General features: G+C 38.5%; 12 protein-coding genes. 7 read left to right on the forward strand and 5 right to left on the reverse strand.

Features of this window, described 5'->3' with window-relative positions; genetic code table 11:
* Positions 1-182 precede the first annotated feature (182 nt).
* The gene (locus MKL36_RS03445) at positions 183-1,703 is read left to right on the forward strand and encodes a hypothetical protein (protein WP_000886876.1); all 1,521 of its coding nucleotides are present in this window, start codon (positions 183-185) and stop codon (positions 1,701-1,703) included.
* Here the strand turns inward: MKL36_RS03445 and MKL36_RS03450 are convergent.
* Together MKL36_RS03450 and rpiA are read right to left on the reverse strand one after the other, a co-directional pair.
* A complete protein-coding gene (locus MKL36_RS03450; protein ID WP_002069951.1) occupies positions 1,700-2,380 on the reverse strand; it encodes a YgjP family zinc-dependent metalloprotease in 681 nt (226 codons plus the stop codon). The genes MKL36_RS03445 and MKL36_RS03450 overlap by 4 nt on opposite strands.
* Positions 2,380-3,051 (reverse strand): ribose-5-phosphate isomerase RpiA, encoded by a 672-nt coding sequence (gene rpiA / locus MKL36_RS03455; protein WP_000061059.1) that lies wholly within the window; start codon positions 3,049-3,051, stop codon positions 2,380-2,382. Before rpiA ends, MKL36_RS03450 begins: the two co-directional genes overlap by 1 nt.
* Before the next feature lie 101 nt (positions 3,052-3,152).
* On the opposite strand from rpiA, the gene ilvA reads away from it, so the two are divergent.
* The 3 genes from ilvA to MKL36_RS03470 all read left to right on the forward strand — a co-directional run bounded on the left by ilvA (position 3,153) and on the right by MKL36_RS03470 (position 6,851).
* A complete protein-coding gene (gene ilvA, locus MKL36_RS03460; RefSeq protein WP_001983729.1) occupies positions 3,153-4,700 on the forward strand; it encodes a threonine ammonia-lyase, biosynthetic in 1,548 nt (515 codons plus the stop codon).
* Positions 4,701-4,844: 144 nt separating this feature from the next.
* Complete coding sequence (locus MKL36_RS03465; RefSeq protein WP_001983728.1) at positions 4,845-5,495, forward strand: potassium channel family protein; 651 nt, start codon at positions 4,845-4,847, stop codon at positions 5,493-5,495.
* Positions 5,496-5,513: 18 nt separating this feature from the next.
* The gene (locus tag MKL36_RS03470) at positions 5,514-6,851 is read left to right on the forward strand and encodes a TrkH family potassium uptake protein (RefSeq protein ID WP_000053917.1); all 1,338 of its coding nucleotides are present in this window, start codon (positions 5,514-5,516) and stop codon (positions 6,849-6,851) included.
* Between the two features lie 41 nt (positions 6,852-6,892).
* Here MKL36_RS03470 and MKL36_RS03475 read toward each other — a convergent pair whose 3' ends face one another.
* The 3 genes from MKL36_RS03475 to MKL36_RS03485 all read right to left on the reverse strand — a co-directional run bounded on the left by MKL36_RS03475 (position 6,893) and on the right by MKL36_RS03485 (position 13,358).
* Positions 6,893-8,044 (reverse strand): phospholipase A, encoded by a 1,152-nt coding sequence (locus MKL36_RS03475; protein WP_021511204.1) that lies wholly within the window; start codon positions 8,042-8,044, stop codon positions 6,893-6,895.
* A gap of 20 nt (positions 8,045-8,064) precedes the next feature.
* Positions 8,065-11,004: an insulinase family protein gene (locus MKL36_RS03480; protein ID WP_021511203.1), complete on the reverse strand. Its 2,940-nt coding sequence runs from the start codon at positions 11,002-11,004 to the stop codon at positions 8,065-8,067.
* Between the two features lie 251 nt (positions 11,005-11,255).
* Positions 11,256-13,358 (reverse strand): TonB-dependent receptor, encoded by a 2,103-nt coding sequence (locus tag MKL36_RS03485; RefSeq protein WP_021511202.1) that lies wholly within the window; start codon positions 13,356-13,358, stop codon positions 11,256-11,258.
* A 237-nt stretch (positions 13,359-13,595) separates the two neighbouring features.
* Between MKL36_RS03485 and MKL36_RS03490 the strand changes: the two genes are divergently transcribed.
* Genes MKL36_RS03490 through MKL36_RS03500 form a run of 3 tightly spaced genes read left to right on the forward strand, consistent with a single transcriptional unit; the run spans position 13,596 to position 15,559 of the window.
* Positions 13,596-14,600 (forward strand): adenosine kinase, encoded by a 1,005-nt coding sequence (locus tag MKL36_RS03490; protein WP_021511201.1) that lies wholly within the window; start codon positions 13,596-13,598, stop codon positions 14,598-14,600.
* A 16-nt stretch (positions 14,601-14,616) separates the two neighbouring features.
* Entirely contained in the window at positions 14,617-14,925 is a 309-nt protein-coding gene (locus MKL36_RS03495; protein ID WP_000134203.1) for a Rieske (2Fe-2S) protein, read from the forward strand.
* A gap of 25 nt (positions 14,926-14,950) precedes the next feature.
* Positions 14,951-15,559, forward strand: a complete 609-nt coding sequence (locus MKL36_RS03500; protein ID WP_000753036.1) for an OB-fold-containig protein — start codon at positions 14,951-14,953, stop codon at positions 15,557-15,559.
* The last annotated feature ends 137 nt before the right edge of the window (positions 15,560-15,696 follow it).

The raw sequence follows: 15,696 nt of genomic DNA on the forward strand, positions 1-15,696 counted from the left end.
TACCTCAAATTTTGAATCTATACTTGCGGTAGTATGACAGGATGTCTAGGCTTACAAAACCATTTCATGCTTGGTAATTTTAATTTTTTTATTTTAAACGATAATTACATAGCACTTGCCGGCCTGTCAGTACCAAACAAATATCAGTAAATAAATACCAAATTTATTTTTGGAGAGCTAGGATGCTTGATCAATCAAAAGAAATAAAAGTGTGCACTTATCTCGGCCTCACCACTTTAATTTTAAGTGTAGCCCTTGTTGGGTGTGGTGGTGGTAGCAGTAGCGGAGGTTCATCTAACACGCCTAAACCGTCTGAACCCACTCCTGAAGTCATGACGGATATTACGCTTAAAACCCCTGTCGAAATGCGCAATGTTCAACTCAAGGTATATGATAATACCGACAATAGTATTTTGATTGATACCCAAGTTGCCAGTTTAACGAGTTACGATATTAAACTTCCAAGCACAAAACTAAATCGTCTTTATCGTGTTGAAGTCACGACCCAAGGCTCATCTCAAGTATTTGATCCAACCAAATCTGAATATCAAAATATTTCTGGTGTTTATCACGCTTTTATTACCCCAAGCTCGATAAGCAATAAAACACAATTGATCAGCCCAAGTTCAGAAGCAATTTATCAACGTGCTGTGATTCGTTCAGGTCAGTTGCCTAATGAGACAATTATCCCAACCCGTATTGAACAATTACATGTTGACTTAGCCTCTCAAGATGTCTACAGATCTCTTCTTAATGCGTTTAAAGATACCAATATTCCAAGTTTAAGTCCGGCAAGTACGCTTACAATTTTAAATTTATTGAAATACTCAACCACAAAGCCAAGTACTTATGTGGATAGTTATCTAAGCTTTGGTTATCTTCAATATTGGTCAAGCATCCATAATACGAATTCACCTTATCAAGATCTCACCCAAAGTCTCGCTACAGATTTAAAAGATGGATATTTAGACGGCAAAAAACTTATTGGGGACAAAACATCTTTTACCCCTATCTTCACCTCAGCCCCTGATAATATTGATCCAGCAAAAAACACACTTTTAGATATCGCAGCTAATCAAAAGGTAACACGTGATTATTTTGCCACTAATCTAAGAGCAGCCACCTTTAAACTAGCAGATTTGCAAGATCAATCCCATCTAGACCCAATAGGTTATGATCTACTGAACAAGAAACAATATTCGGGGATTATACCTGCTGGTAATACGTCTGAATTTTTCCGTATAGATGGTGCGGGAGATTACCGACGTGCTGTTGGCTTTAGTGGCATTACAGCGACCTGCAATGGCTCAGCTTACCCGTGTAAACAAGGTTTAACTAGCATCAATATTTCTGACCCAAAACTACCAGCTACAGACTATTTAGTTGGTCACTATGAAGACAGTACAACAGGCTGCCAACTTAACTTCCGTGCTAATGGTCAAATTGAATTAATTAAAGGCTCTCAAAGCTATCGCTCTGCCTTAAGCGCAGATAGTACAGATAACTTACTGCAAACCGACGCTGCAAGTTATAGTTATTTACTTAACTCAAGTTCATCCGAACCTAACAATTCAACACAGCAATATAATTTTATACAGCTACATATTAAAGCGAACAAGATTGTTAGTGCTCAAGCAGGCCTTGATAGCCGCAAAGCACCAGATGTCTTACAAACAACACAATTAGAGTGTAGCTTTAGCTAAGTTGTAACATACCACCATGCAGGCAATGGATTACCTTTTAATTGTCTGCGATGCTGCATATAGTTAGGGTCGAACTTTGCAACTTCGGCCCAAAATGCAGGACTATGGTCGAAGTGTTTGGTGTGTGCTAGTTCATGAATGCAAACATAACGGGTAATTTGAACAGGCATAAGAACCAGACCTGCATGCAGCATAATATTATGTTGACTACTGCAACTTCCCCAACGAGTTTTAGGACGTCGGATTGCACACTCTGCATAACTCAGCCGAGTTTTTTGGCTAAGCTCTGACAAAAGTACTGGCAACTCTTGTTTTGCATAAGCAATAACAGCACTTTGTAAAGCTTGATAGGGTTGTTGATCTTTAATAAATAAATAACTATTTTCCCAATCAAATTGAAAAATACGATGTTGCTTCTGCACAACAATTTGAAAAGGCTGTTCTCTATTAAAAAAAGAAATTTCTGAAGGAATTTCAAACGAAGTGGATTGAACGTGGTGCTGTTTATTCCACGTCTCGATTAACCATTGTTCAGACTGAGCTAAAAACTGCTGAATTTGTTTCTTACTACAAAATAACGGCACAGTAAGTCGTATAGACGCAGGCTCAACACGTAAGCGCAATTTTCTTGCCCTTACGTGACGAACAATTTTAATTTCTGGCATTTCCACAGACATTACTGTGCAGTACGCTCTTCAATACCATCATTTGTTGCAACAATTGCAATCGTTGCTGGATTTAACGCAAAAATACCGTTAGTCACAACGCCCGGAATATTATTAATTGTCTTTTCCAAATCAATTGCATTTAAGATGTTCAAATTAAATACATCTAAAATAACGTTTCCGTTATCTGTTACCACACCTTCACGATAAACCGGATCACCCCCTAAGCTTACCAATTTACGAGCTACAGCAGAACGCGCCATTGGAATCACTTCTACAGGTAATGGGAAATCACGACCAAGTTGATCAACCCATTTTGAATCATCAACGATACATACAAACTTTTTAGCAATTGAGGCTACAATTTTTTCACGAGTTAATGCTGCGCCGCCGCCTTTAATCATATGCATGTGACGATCAATCTCATCTGCACCATCAACATAAGCATCAAGGCTACCCACATGGTTCATATCAACCACTTCTATGCCTAATTTTTTAAGACGATCTGCTGTTGCTTGAGAACTTGCTACTGCTGCTTCTAATTGTAGTTCAGGCAATAAATCAATCAGGAAATTTACAGTACTTCCAGTTCCTACCCCCAAAATGCCACCTTTGGGTAAGTGTTTTAAAGCAGCTTTCGCAGCAGCTTGTTTCTTTTCATCTTGGGTTGCATATAGGCTCATTACATCACTCAACTATTTTTTGACATTTATGCGCCAATAAACGGCGCAAATGCACAAGGGTTTGCTACAATAATTTCCTATTTTAAACTGTTATAGGGAAGATGAACATGCTGTCTCGTGTGGTACGACAAATTTTACAAGCAACGGTTTATGATGTTGCAATTGAAACACCTCTCGAAGCAGCTCCACGAATTAGTCAAAAATTAAACAACACAATTCGTTTTAAGCGTGAAGATTTACAACCAGTTTTTTCTTTTAAATTACGCGGTGCCTATAACCGTATTAGCCAATTACCGAAAGAACAACTTGAACGTGGCGTGATTTGCGCATCTGCCGGCAACCATGCGCAAGGTGTAGCATTGTCTGGTCAACGTTTAGGTATTCCTGCAATTATTGTTATGCCAAGTACTACCCCTGACATTAAAGTTCAGGCAGTGAAGCGTTTGGGTGGCCAAGTTGTATTGCATGGCGATAGTTTTGATATTGCAAACAAATACGCTCAGCAACGTGCCGAAGCTGAAGGATTAGTTTTTATTCCACCTTATGACGACGAGTTGGTTATTGCGGGCCAAGGCACAATTGCGAATGAAATTTTACGTCAATGGCGTGATGTAGAATATGTTTTCGTTGCTGTTGGTGGTGGTGGCTTAATTGCTGGTGTAGCAGCTTACTTAGGTGATGTTGCACCGCATGTCAAAGTCATCGGTGTTGAATATGAAGAGTCAGCTTGTTTAAAAGCAGCGCTAGAAGCAAATGAACGTGTAGTCCTACCCCATGTAGGCTTATTTGCTGATGGTACAGCAGTCGCTCAAATTGGTGCTTTACCTTTTGATATCGTTCGTCTACGCAAGTCAGATAACTCTGGACCAATTGTTGAACCAGACATTGTTACTGTAAATACAGATGAGATCTGTGCTGCAATTAAAGATACTTTTGATGAAAACCGCAGCATCGTTGAACCGTCAGGTGCAATGGCCCTAGCAGGTATCAAAAAATATGTTGCCGAGCATAAAATTAGCGGCAAAAACATGGTATCGATTGTTTGCGGCGCCAACATGAACTTTGACCGCTTACGTTACATTGCAGAGCGCACCGAATTGGGTGAACAACGTGAAGCAATTTATGCAGTTACTCTTTCTGAAGAAAAAGGCGCATTCTTAGGCTTCTGCCGTGCTCTACAGGGCCGTAACATTACCGAGTTTAACTACCGTGCAAATAACACAGAAGAAGCACAAGTATTTGTGGGTATTAGCTTAAAAGGTGGTGACACTGAACGTCATGAAATTTTAGAACAACTTAAACAGCAAAATTATGTTGTAGATGATTTATCTGATGATGAAGTTGCCAAATTGCATATTCGTTACTTGATTGGTGGTCATGCCAATCTGGATGACGAAAGATTGTTCCGTGTTGAGTTTCCGGAACGTCCGGGTGCCTTACTCACCTTCCTAACTCGTTTAGGTCCAACCCACAATATTACGCTATTCCATTATCGTAACCACGGCGCTGCCGAAGGTCGTGTACTAGTTGGCTTACAAGCAACAGATGCTAAACAAAACCCAGATGGTTTAATTGAAACTCTGGAGCAAATTAGCTATCCATATGCAGAAATTACAGACAATGTGGGCTATAAACGTTTCTTGAAGTAACCTTTCATTTTGGTAAAAAAGCCGGCAAATATGTCGGCTTTTTTATCATTTAAGCTTATTATTTTTTATATTTACATTGCTTCTCTTTATCTCAAAGAAAATATCATTAAAAATAAAGCCCTAACTAAGTATAAAAGGACAACTATGGCACAGTTCGCGGTCATCGGCTTGGGAAGTTTTGGGGCAACTGTTGCTCAGGAACTTACGAGATTAAACCATGATGTTATTGGTATTGATACAGTCAAAAAGAATGTTGAGAATCTTGCCGATGTTTTAACTCATGCTGTCATTGCTGATGCTACAGATGAACATGTATTGGATGAATTAAACATTCAAAATTGTGATGCAGTAGTTGTAGCAATTGGTGAAGATATTGAAGCCAGTATTTTATGTGTGCTGAATTTAAAAAATCTGGGCATTGATAAAATTTGGGTAAAAGCAAAAACCAAAGCACATCATACGATCTTATCTCATCTAAATATCAATAAAATCATTCATCCTGAAGAAGACATGGGGGTACGTGTTGCTCAAGCACTAAACTACCCAATGGTGAGCCGTTACATGTCTTTAGATGATGAGCACTATATTGTAAAAATTGATATTCCAGAGAAGTTAAACGGCATTAATTTGTACGGAATTATGCAGCAAGCCCCTCAAGTAAAAACGCTTCTTGTAAAAAGACAACAGCAGATTTTATTTGAAACCGAAGAGACTTTTACTTTACAAACGCATGATATTCTTATTTTAGAAGGTCATTTACAGCAGCTAAAAAAACTCTCAAATTGTTTCATATAAGAAAACGAACCAGAAAATATGTCTCTTAAGCCTAAACCGCATAAAACACTAAATTTAAGCCCACCTTCTCTGTTAGCACTGGGCTTTCTGGGCTTTATTGTCTTTGGCACATTATTGCTTAAACTTCCTATTGCCAATAACGGACATGTTAGTTGGATGGATGCTCTATTTACGGCGACCTCGGCAGTCACTATTACAGGTCTATCCGTTTTAAATATACATGAATCTTTTACACTTTTCGGACAGGTCATTATTTTATTATTGATTCAGTCAGGTGGTTTGGGTTTTATGACTTTTGCTATTTTGGCAGCATTAAGTTTATCTCCTAAAGTTGGCCTTAAACAGCAAATGATGGCTCAAGATAGCCTTGGGCAGACTAGTCTTTCAAAGGTTACTTTTGTGGCAAAAGGTGTTGTTACTTACACACTTCTTTTTGAACTGATTGGAACAGTGATCTTAACTACCGCATTTACACCGATTTATGGCTTTGCTCGAGGACTGTATTATGCAGTTTTCTATAGTATCTCATCATTTAACAATGCGGGCTTTTCTCTATTTAGCAACAGTTTAGTTAACTTCCAAAGCAACTACCTTATATGTATTACGATTAGTTTGCTCTATACATTAGGTGGACTGGGATTTTTAGTCCTCATGGATATCAAACAAAATAAAAAATGGAAAAAACTTAGCCCAAATAGCAAACTCATCCTAACAACTATTGCGATTATTAATTTGGTTGCCTTTGTATTAATTTGGGTTTTGGAAGCACAAAATCCTCATACCTTAGGTCTGCTCAATGTAGGTGATCAAGCTTTAAATGCATGGTTTCAAGCGACTGTTCCACGTTCTTCAGGGTTCAATACTATTGATACCGGAGCAATGACCAACAGTAGTTCTTTACTAATGATGCTACTCATGTTCATCGGTGGAGGTTCACTCAGCACTGCTGGAGGTATAAAAGTCGGCACCTTTGTCATATTAGTTTTAAGTGTACTTTCCTTTTTAAGACGTACCGATGAAATCAGGGTGTTCAATCACTCTGTCTCTCACGAAACTACTTATAAAGCCTTAGCTGTCACCGCAATTACCAGTATTCTCATATTTATCGGGTTCTTTATACTTTTACTTTTAGAACCTAAAGCAGACTTTATGAACTTATTATTTGAAGTCGTTTCAGCAGCCTGTACTGTAGGCCTTTCTCGCGGTATTACGCCAGATTTACACAATGGTAGTTTATTTATTTTAAGCCTACTTATGTTTGCAGGCCGTTTAGGCCCCTTAACACTCGCCTATTTAATTGCTACTCCTAAAAAAAGCCGTCTCAAACATCCTCAAGCCAACATTCAAATTGGTTAATAAAAAAGCCGCTGTAAAAGCGGCATTTTTATAGGTCAAACTTAGTACCAGTTCATGAGTGAAACACCCAAGCCGGCATAAGTTGCACGATGGTTATAGTCAATTAAGCTTTCACCATAACCATTAAATAATTGGAAGTGTCCGCGCAGCTTGCCACTAATCGGGAAAGCCCAGTCAAACTGAACAGCACCATGAGAATCATCACCACCTTTTAAAGAGTGACGTAGCATTAATGAGAAGTCATTTTGCTTCCATTTATAAAAAGCAGTTAAATCACCACGACCGATGTAATCTTCCATATCTGGATTGTTATCATCTTTGCTGTCTTCTTCAAGGCGTATCCATGGACGAAGCATTAAAGCAAAGTTACCGCGTTCTAAACCCACATTAAAGATGACACGGTTCCAACTACGAGATAAAGGATCTGAACGTCCATTTGATTGGTGATTTAAAGTTACCCCAAGCAACCGACCATCTAAGCCAAGCAACTCATAGTTTGTTCTAAACATTAAACTTGCTTCTGGCTCATAGTTCGTTTCACGGAATGGACGAGACTCTTCAGCATTAAAGGTCTGCCAACGTGAAGATTGGGTATAACCTACCCACAGGTCACCATTGTTGCCAAAAATATTTTCCCAAGCTTTCGTTTTCAAAGAAATCTGAAATTTACTTTCAGTTGATTTAAGGTTTTGGGCCTCTGTCACCGTATTATTTGGGTTGGGACTGCTTGGAAACTCATTTTTATCGCTCGTCCAGAAAACTGGTAGCAAGTAAACAGGTTGATAAGCACGAATATTCCAAACACCCAGTTTGCTTTTTTCAGACAACTCCCAACGTTGATCTAGTAAAGACGTAGTAGGTTCAAGTGTAGGTGCCTTACCAATTACTTTGATATTACTTACCTTATCTACAACCTTTTCTTTAAATGTTTCAGGTTGAACAACAGGTTTATCAATTTTTTTAACAGGCTCTGGTACTACTGCGGCTTGAACAACTGGTAAGGCCGATGGTTTAAACACAGAGTCGTAACAAGCTAGGCGATCAGCATTCGAAGCAAGGGCAACACATGCATCTACACTCGCAGGTTTTACAGGGGCTAAGGTGTCGGCATATGCCACCGACGCACATAAACAGCTAAGCAGGGTTCCCATACTTAGCTGTAAAGATGTGCGTTCAAATTGTCTGAACGCCATGTTCATCTCCAATTTTTATTTTAATTAACTTGTTTGATCGTAAAGCCCAGTTGTTGCAATTCATCACGTTTTGCAAAAGGTGCAACGACAGCTTTTACAGGTGTTTGTTCAATTAAATATTGACGCGCAACACGTTGTAAATCTTCTAAAGTTACATGCAATAATCTTTCACGTAATGTACGACGGAAAGTCGGAGTTCTTGCATGCAACAATGCATAACACGCTGTTATTGCTTCACCTGCTGGTGAACCAGGTTTGTCCATACTTGCCACCAGACCAAGAATTGCTTCTTCAAGCTGATGAGGTTGCTGCTCTGTATTTAACAACCATTGCACACTCGCTTCAAAATCTTTAAAAGTCTCTGCTAAGCGTGGGTCACGGTAACTAAAGAAACGGAATGAACATGCATTTCCATCATAACTAGCACCACCACCATAAGCCCCCCCTTTTTCACGGATAGCACTGTGCAAGAAACCATTACGCAAGTAAGCTGCCAATACCATTAGAGGTGCCGCATCTGGATGAGATACTTCCACAGCTTGATATGCAGAGGCACAGAACTGAACATTGGTTTGAATTAACCAAGCTTCATGTTCATTATCATTTTCTTGCTCAACTTGGGTTAACTCAGCCGCTGCTGTATCAACGTTTAATTTATCCCAAACATTTTGTATTTCTTCAACTAAACGTTCTGACTGATGCTCTTCACATACGAGCAGGAACTGTTTAGGTGCTTGCAATAATTTTGTGTGAATATGCTTCAATTCAGTAATAAGCGCATCATAAGCAGCATCATCTTGGGTAATTTTAGTAACAAGCTCGCCTAACCAGTTCAACGCACCTAAGCCAGTGTTTTGATAGTCGCGTTGAGCTAACGCACTCATATTACGAGAAGCAATCTGCATTGCATAACTATGACCAGCACCAGATAAACGAGACTGCCAGCGTGTCTTACGTTGCTGCAATAACTCAATGATTCGCTCTTTTTCATCAAAACGGAGTTGTTCAAATGCTAATTTCAATAAATGAATTGCATCAAACTTTTGAGTTAGAGATTTGGTCGTTAATGTTAACCAAGCGCTAATTTTATCTTTATCATCAACTTTACTGCGTAAAGAAGCGCCCATTCCTAAACCGCCACTTACGGCTGTTTGTAAGTTTTGTAGTTCAAGATAGTCATACTCACCTGCACCAACCTCTCCCATTAAAATAGAAAGTAAATTGAAATATGGTGACTTAACCACATCATCAGGAATTTGAATAAGTACTTGTTGATAGTAAATGCCATTCGTTCCGGCATGATACAAATTCAACGGCGTATCCATTCGATTACAGATAATTTCACGCAATTGACCTTGTACAATATGCAAGTCAGCTGGCACGTCTTCTAGACCTACTTTTGGCAACAGTTCAAGATTATCTGGTGTATCTTGACGCTCTTGCAATGCCTTGGTTTTAGCGATGATCTCTGCTTTATCTTCTTCAGTTAGCTTTTCACCAATCGCAGCTAAACGTGCTTTTTCAGCTTCTTGCTCTTTCGCCGACTTGGTTGCATCCGGTACTAAAGTCATTTGCACGCGGTGCGGATTATCTAATAAATGCGTTTGAATCAGGTTAGATAACCACATTGGGTCTTGGAGTTCTTCTTTAACCTGAGCAATGGCACTATCAACATCCCAAATTTGAATCGGATCGTTATGGTGAATCGCACCACTTAACCCATTTAAAATTAGGCTTAAGCCATATGGTGTACCATCACCATTAATTTCACGTTGGTGTAACTCGATTTGATGCAAAATTGCATCAACTAACGATGAGTCAATTGGTTTTGCAGCTACTTCACGTAAAACGTTTAAAACACCATCTCTAAAGCTCTCTGCATGCTCTGGATTTGAACCTTGAACACCACAGTAGAACGTCATTTCAAAGTTACTATCGTCTACACCCATTAAAGGACCAGTCGACTGAGCATAGCCACAAGTTTCTAAATAATGACGAAGTGGTGAAGCTGAGTTTTCGAGTAAAACGCCTTCTACTAATCGCATACCCAGACGAAGTTTAATGTCACTTGCCTGAGGTAATAACCACGACAATACATGGTAAGTTTTGTCCTTTAACTCCTCGCCATCAACAGCATAAGTTTCAGTAACTTCAACAGGTGCTGTTAAGCGTTTTTCTGGTTTCGAATATAAAGTTGTACCAGCAGTGAACTTATGTAGAGCCAATTTTTCAAATTGCTCTTGTAATTCATAGGCGGTTTGGTTACCAAAAGTCATAAATACCGCATTACTCGGATGATAATGGGTTTTATAAAATTCAACCAATTGTTCATACGTTAAGTCAGGAATATCTTTTGGATCGCCACCTGAGTTGTAGTGATAAGTGGTTTCAGGGAATAAATGATGGGCCAACTGGTGGTAAAGCTGATCAGAAGGCGCACTCATTGCACCTTTCATTTCATTGAAGACTACGCCTTTGTATACAGGCTGACCATTTTCAAGTTCAATACGGATACCTTCCTGAGCAAAATCCAGAGGATTCAAATTTGCCGAGAAAGCAGCATCAAGATAAACAGATAATAAGTTTTGGAAATCTTTCTTATTTTGAGTTGCAAATGGATATGCAGTCCAATCTGCTGCTGTAAACGCGTTCATAAAAGTATTTAATGAACGGCGTATCATTAAGAAGAATGGGTCACGAACAGGAAACTTTTCAGAGCCACATAAAGCAGTATGCTCTAAAATATGTGCGGTTCCTTTAGAGTCCATAGGTTGTGTTCTGAACGCAACAAGAAATACATTTTCATCATAATCAGTTGCCAAGTGATAATGCACCGCACCTGTGACTTTATGCTTATATTCAGACACTAAAATATCTAATGCTTCAACATGGTGCTGACGTAGCAACTGAAACGCAGGGTGAACAGTTTGAGAAATGGTTTCAGTGACATCTACAGTCATGTGATCTCCTAACATATCGGATAAGTGAATAAGTCTCATTATAGCCTGAGTCGGCTTGAGAATGGCGAATAAAAGCCAAGCAAAACACTATGTTTTTGTTAAGTATTAGTTTTCATAGCCATAGCTTTAATATCAAGCACATAGCCCGCGTCGTTGTATCCTATCAGAACAAAACCTTTTAATACCATCTATATCCTACACGACAAATAAAAAAGCTCATCGAAATGATGAGCTTTTTAGAGTTTTTTTAATTAAAAACGATAGCGAAGTGCAACTTGAGCATTTAAAGGATCGCCCATCATGTTCGAATCATTTGCTCCACTATGACCTGACACAAAATAATCGCGATCAAACAAGTTATTTAGGTTCAAGTTCACATCATAACGTTCACTTTGATAACCTAACGCCGCATTTACAACTGCATATCCCGGTAAAACGTTTTTGTTGTCTGGCGCACTAAAACGTGATGATTCACCACGACCACCCACAGCTGCATACCAATGATCATTAATTTGATATTTTAACCATAAGTTAGCAGTATTGTTTGGCGTGAGCGCAGAATGATTGCCTGTAAATCCGATAGTCGATTTTTCAATCTTACCATCCATATACGAATAACCAGCCAATACTGACAATTGATCGGTCAACTGACCTGTTAATGAAAGCTCAACACCTTTGGTTTTTTGCTCACCTGCTAAAATTGCATTTGAACCATTAGGATCATTCGGGTCTTTATTTTGAATATTAGTTTGGCTCATTTCAAATAAAGCCAAGGTTACATTCAACTGATCATTTACATCCCACTTTGCACCGATTTCATAGTTTTCAGTTTTTGTTGGCCTTAAGTCATCACTGTTTTGATAAAAAACAAATGAATCAGCCAAAGGTTGGAAAGAGCGGTTATAAGAAGTATAAAGTGAGATATTATTTACTGGCTGATAAACTACCCCTATTCGTGGTGAATAAGTATTATCAGTACGATTTAAATCCAGATTCTTACTCGTTTTATCGTCACGATCTTGCGACAAATTGTCATAACGTAAACCCACTAAAACTTTAAGCTGATCTGTAACTGTCATCAAGTCCTGTACATATAAGCCATAATTTTCAAAGGTATTGCTATTATTATTACTTGCAACTGTTGTCCGTGTATTAATAGGTGCCCAATACTCTAATTTAGGGTTATATAAATCAGTGGTTGTTTTAGCACCTTGCCAAAGTATCTCATCTTTATGCTGCTTGCTATATTCAGCACCAATTAAGGTATTGTGCTTTAAAAACCCTGTATTAAATAAAGCGCTCAACTCTTGTTGAACATACACACCATCTTCATTACGTAAGCGTTTATTCTGGGTTAAAGTAATTTTTGACTTATCAGCAGCTGGATGTGAATCTACACTATATTGACGATCAAGTGAGTAGTTATAGTGGCGAACTGCGCCATGATATTTAAAATTATCATTAAACTCATGGTCTAAGCTGATAGTTTGGCTTGAGATTTCAGTGTCAACATCCCCAACCTCTTTACCATTTAAAGCGCCATAAAAAGTTTTAGGATTTGTTTTAACAGGTTTACCTGTAATCGGGTCTGTTGGGAAACCTTGATCTGCCAAACGGTTATCATGCAAATAGTCGACCTGAAGTAAAAGTTTGGTTTTATCAGTAATATCCCACTGTACAGATGGAGCAACCGCTTGACGTTTTAAAAAAGCCTGATCACGGTAACCATCTGAATCTTCAACTGCACCAGTTAAACGAACCTTAACATTCTCTGCGACTTTTTCATTTACATCGACTTCTGCGCGGCGTTGCCCTGTTGTACTACCAATCAGGCTCACTTCATGCAAGGATTGATCCATTGGTTTTTTATTAATCTTGTTAACTAAACCACCTGCTGAACCACGCCCATATAATACCGAAGCAGGTCCTTTTAAAACTTCGATCCGCTCTACATTTGACATATCGCGAAAATACAATGCGTCATCGCGAATACCATCTACATAGTTATCGGTGATTGCAGAGAAACCACGAATCATGACCTGATCACGTTGTCCATCTCCTACACTAAAGCTTAAACCTGCAACGTTTTGCAAGGCACCTTGCATAGAGGTAACTGTCTGTTCTCTTAAAACTTGTTTGGGTACCACGTTTACAATTTGAGGGACATCTTTTAATTGCATAAGTCCTTTAGTTGCACTTGATGCTTGCCCCACTTCTTGTTTTAAACTGCTTTCCTTATCAGCTTTGACTGAAATTGTTGGAAGGTTGGTTACTGCCTGTTGATCTGCTTCTAGAGCATATACATGGCTTGTCATAACCCCAACTGATGAAATAAATAAAACTGAACGCTTCATATAAGTTCGCTAAGAAAAATTTCAGGCGAAGTTTCAATGAAACAGTATAGATTTGTAAATATTAGCAAGAATCATTATTAATTGATAATATTTATTAAAAAGATTATTTCAATTGCTTAGGCAAACAATAAAACTCTGCGAGCCGCTGAATAACCTGAATTTTATTCAACAAACTACAGCAAATGTGAGCAATGGTGTAAACTTATCGATCTGATTTTTTATTCTGTGACAACACATATGGCAACTGTAGATCTTTTTGCAATTGGTAATGCATTAATCGACCAAGAATTTAAAGTGTCTGATGATTTTCTTAGTCAACAAGGCTTACAAAAAGGCACCATGCAGTTGTCTGACGGTGAAACACAATCTGCCCTTTATGAAAAATTAAAACAAACTCAAGACTACAAAGGTCAAGCAAGTGGCGGTTCTGCTGCAAATACAACTGTGGCATTTAGTGCATTAGGTGGTAGCGCATTTTATGGTTGCCGCGTTGGTCATGATGAATTAGGTAGAATTTACCTGCAAGGGCTAAATGATGCAGGCATCCAGACTACACCAAAGTCCATCAGTGAAGGTGTGACTGGTACTTGTATGGTTCTCATTAGTCCAGATTCTGAGCGTACTATGCATACCTATTTAGGTATTACCGCTGAACTCTCTCAAGACCAAATCGATTTTGAACCATTAAAAACAGCAAAATGGCTTTATATTGAAGGCTATCTTTCTACAAGTGAAACAGCACGTAAAGCGGTAAAACAAGCTAGAGAAATTGCAAAAGCTCACGGCGTTAAAATTGCCCTATCTTTATCAGATCCTGCAATGGTTCAATATGCCCGTGAAGGCCTAGAAGAGCTTATGGATGATGGTGTGGATTTATTGTTCTGTAATGAACAAGAAGCTTTAATGTATACCAATACCACTACTGTTGAAGATGCACTTACTCAATTACGTTTTAAAAACCATACCGTTGTGATTACACAAAGTGCAAAAGGTGCTTTAGTTGCAAATCCAACTCACCATTTTCACGTCGCAGGCCGTCATGTTGAAGCTGTAGATACAAATGGTGCGGGTGATGCTTTTGCAGGTGCCTTCCTCTACGCATTAAACCATCATGAAGATTTAACTGCTGCTGCACAGTTAGCCATCTTAATTTCAAGTGAAGTCGTGTCTCAATTTGGTCCTCGTTTAGCCATTAATGACTATGCTAAACTTCTCGAAAATTTTCAGAAGGAATGTGCTTGAAATGGAAAGGATCTGTATGACGGAAGAAGTTCCTGAGCGTGAAGCTAGAGCTTTTGACACTTTACAAGGAACTACTATTTTCATTACACAGCGTGATGGCTCTTTCTACGCCTATCAGAATTTATGCCCACATTTGCAAACCGAACTTGAATATCTAGAAAACCAATTTCTAGATCAAGACCAAGAATATATCCAATGCTCAACCCACGGTGCTTTATTTAACGTGGAGACTGGTGAATGTATTTCAGGTCCTTGTTTAGGTGAGTTTCTAAATAAAGTTGAGATTAAGGTGCATTCAGATGGCGGTATTTATATCGTAGACTGAGATCATCAACATTAGAGTTTCTACCATGGCTGATTTCTTTTTTAATTATTATCTTATGCCATTTCATTTAAGTGTTGTGGCTTTGATATTGCTCAGCGTGGTAGAAACTATTGGTATGTATGTTGGTTTACGACCAAGCCAGCTATTAAAAAAAATTGCGCCAGTTTGGCTTACCAATTCCCCTTTGCTCAATGTTAAATTTTCTAAAGCTCTAATTTTTGTTTTTTTACTCATCAATTTCAGTTTTGCTGGTTATTTTTTACAGCTTTCTTTCTTTGCTATACAGCATTACTTTATCACGCCGTTTTACTTAATCATCCCTGCACTGGTCATCGCGATTTTCTTTACCGTATTTATGATTCACTGCCTTGATCAAGTCATTAAGCCCAAGCTTACACATACCAACTATAACCTTTTAGGGCGTCTAGCAACTATTTCCAGTGGTAGTGCAAGACCTGGCTTTTCAGCACAAGCTCGTGTACGTGATGAGTTTGGACAACTGCACTATGTCCAGGTTGAACCTGAGTATGGTGAGTTAGAACTATATTCACAAGTCATTCTTATCAAAGTGCATAAAAGCCATTATGTTGCCAAGAAAATTTCTGTTTCGAATGACCTTTTCGCGCCTGATTAATTATTAATAATTCTTCTCGTCTTTAATTGCTTTTTAAAAGGTTTAATTATTGCCTTTATTTTACTGTTATTTTAATTGAATATTAAACCAACCATTTTAGTTAGAAATAAAAAAATACTTTATTATATCCAACCTTT

The sequence above is a fragment of the Acinetobacter sp. AOR12_HL genome (assembly GCF_027855275.1).
Lineage (GTDB): Bacteria > Pseudomonadota > Gammaproteobacteria > Pseudomonadales > Moraxellaceae > Acinetobacter > Acinetobacter baumannii.

Excerpts from the sequence above, each read along its gene's own strand:
- MKL36_RS03500 (WP_000753036.1), top strand. The coding sequence starts at position 14,951 with ATGGCTGATTTCTTTTTTAATTATTATCTTATGCCATTTCATTTAAGT.
- MKL36_RS03445 (WP_000886876.1), top strand. The coding sequence starts at position 183 with ATGCTTGATCAATCAAAAGAAATAAAAGTGTGCACTTATCTCGGCCTC.
- MKL36_RS03485 (WP_021511202.1), bottom strand. The coding sequence starts at position 13,358 with ATGAAGCGTTCAGTTTTATTTATTTCATCAGTTGGGGTTATGACAAGC.
- MKL36_RS03475 (WP_021511204.1), bottom strand. The coding sequence starts at position 8,044 with ATGGCGTTCAGACAATTTGAACGCACATCTTTACAGCTAAGTATGGGA.
- MKL36_RS03480 (WP_021511203.1), bottom strand. The coding sequence starts at position 11,004 with ATGACTGTAGATGTCACTGAAACCATTTCTCAAACTGTTCACCCTGCG.
- MKL36_RS03465 (WP_001983728.1), top strand. The coding sequence starts at position 4,845 with ATGGCACAGTTCGCGGTCATCGGCTTGGGAAGTTTTGGGGCAACTGTT.
- MKL36_RS03495 (WP_000134203.1), top strand. The coding sequence starts at position 14,617 with ATGACGGAAGAAGTTCCTGAGCGTGAAGCTAGAGCTTTTGACACTTTA.
- ilvA (WP_001983729.1), top strand. The coding sequence starts at position 3,153 with ATGAACATGCTGTCTCGTGTGGTACGACAAATTTTACAAGCAACGGTT.
- MKL36_RS03450 (WP_002069951.1), bottom strand. The coding sequence starts at position 2,380 with ATGTCTGTGGAAATGCCAGAAATTAAAATTGTTCGTCACGTAAGGGCA.
- MKL36_RS03490 (WP_021511201.1), top strand. The coding sequence starts at position 13,596 with ATGGCAACTGTAGATCTTTTTGCAATTGGTAATGCATTAATCGACCAA.
- MKL36_RS03470 (WP_000053917.1), top strand. The coding sequence starts at position 5,514 with ATGTCTCTTAAGCCTAAACCGCATAAAACACTAAATTTAAGCCCACCT.
- rpiA (WP_000061059.1), bottom strand. The coding sequence starts at position 3,051 with ATGAGCCTATATGCAACCCAAGATGAAAAGAAACAAGCTGCTGCGAAA.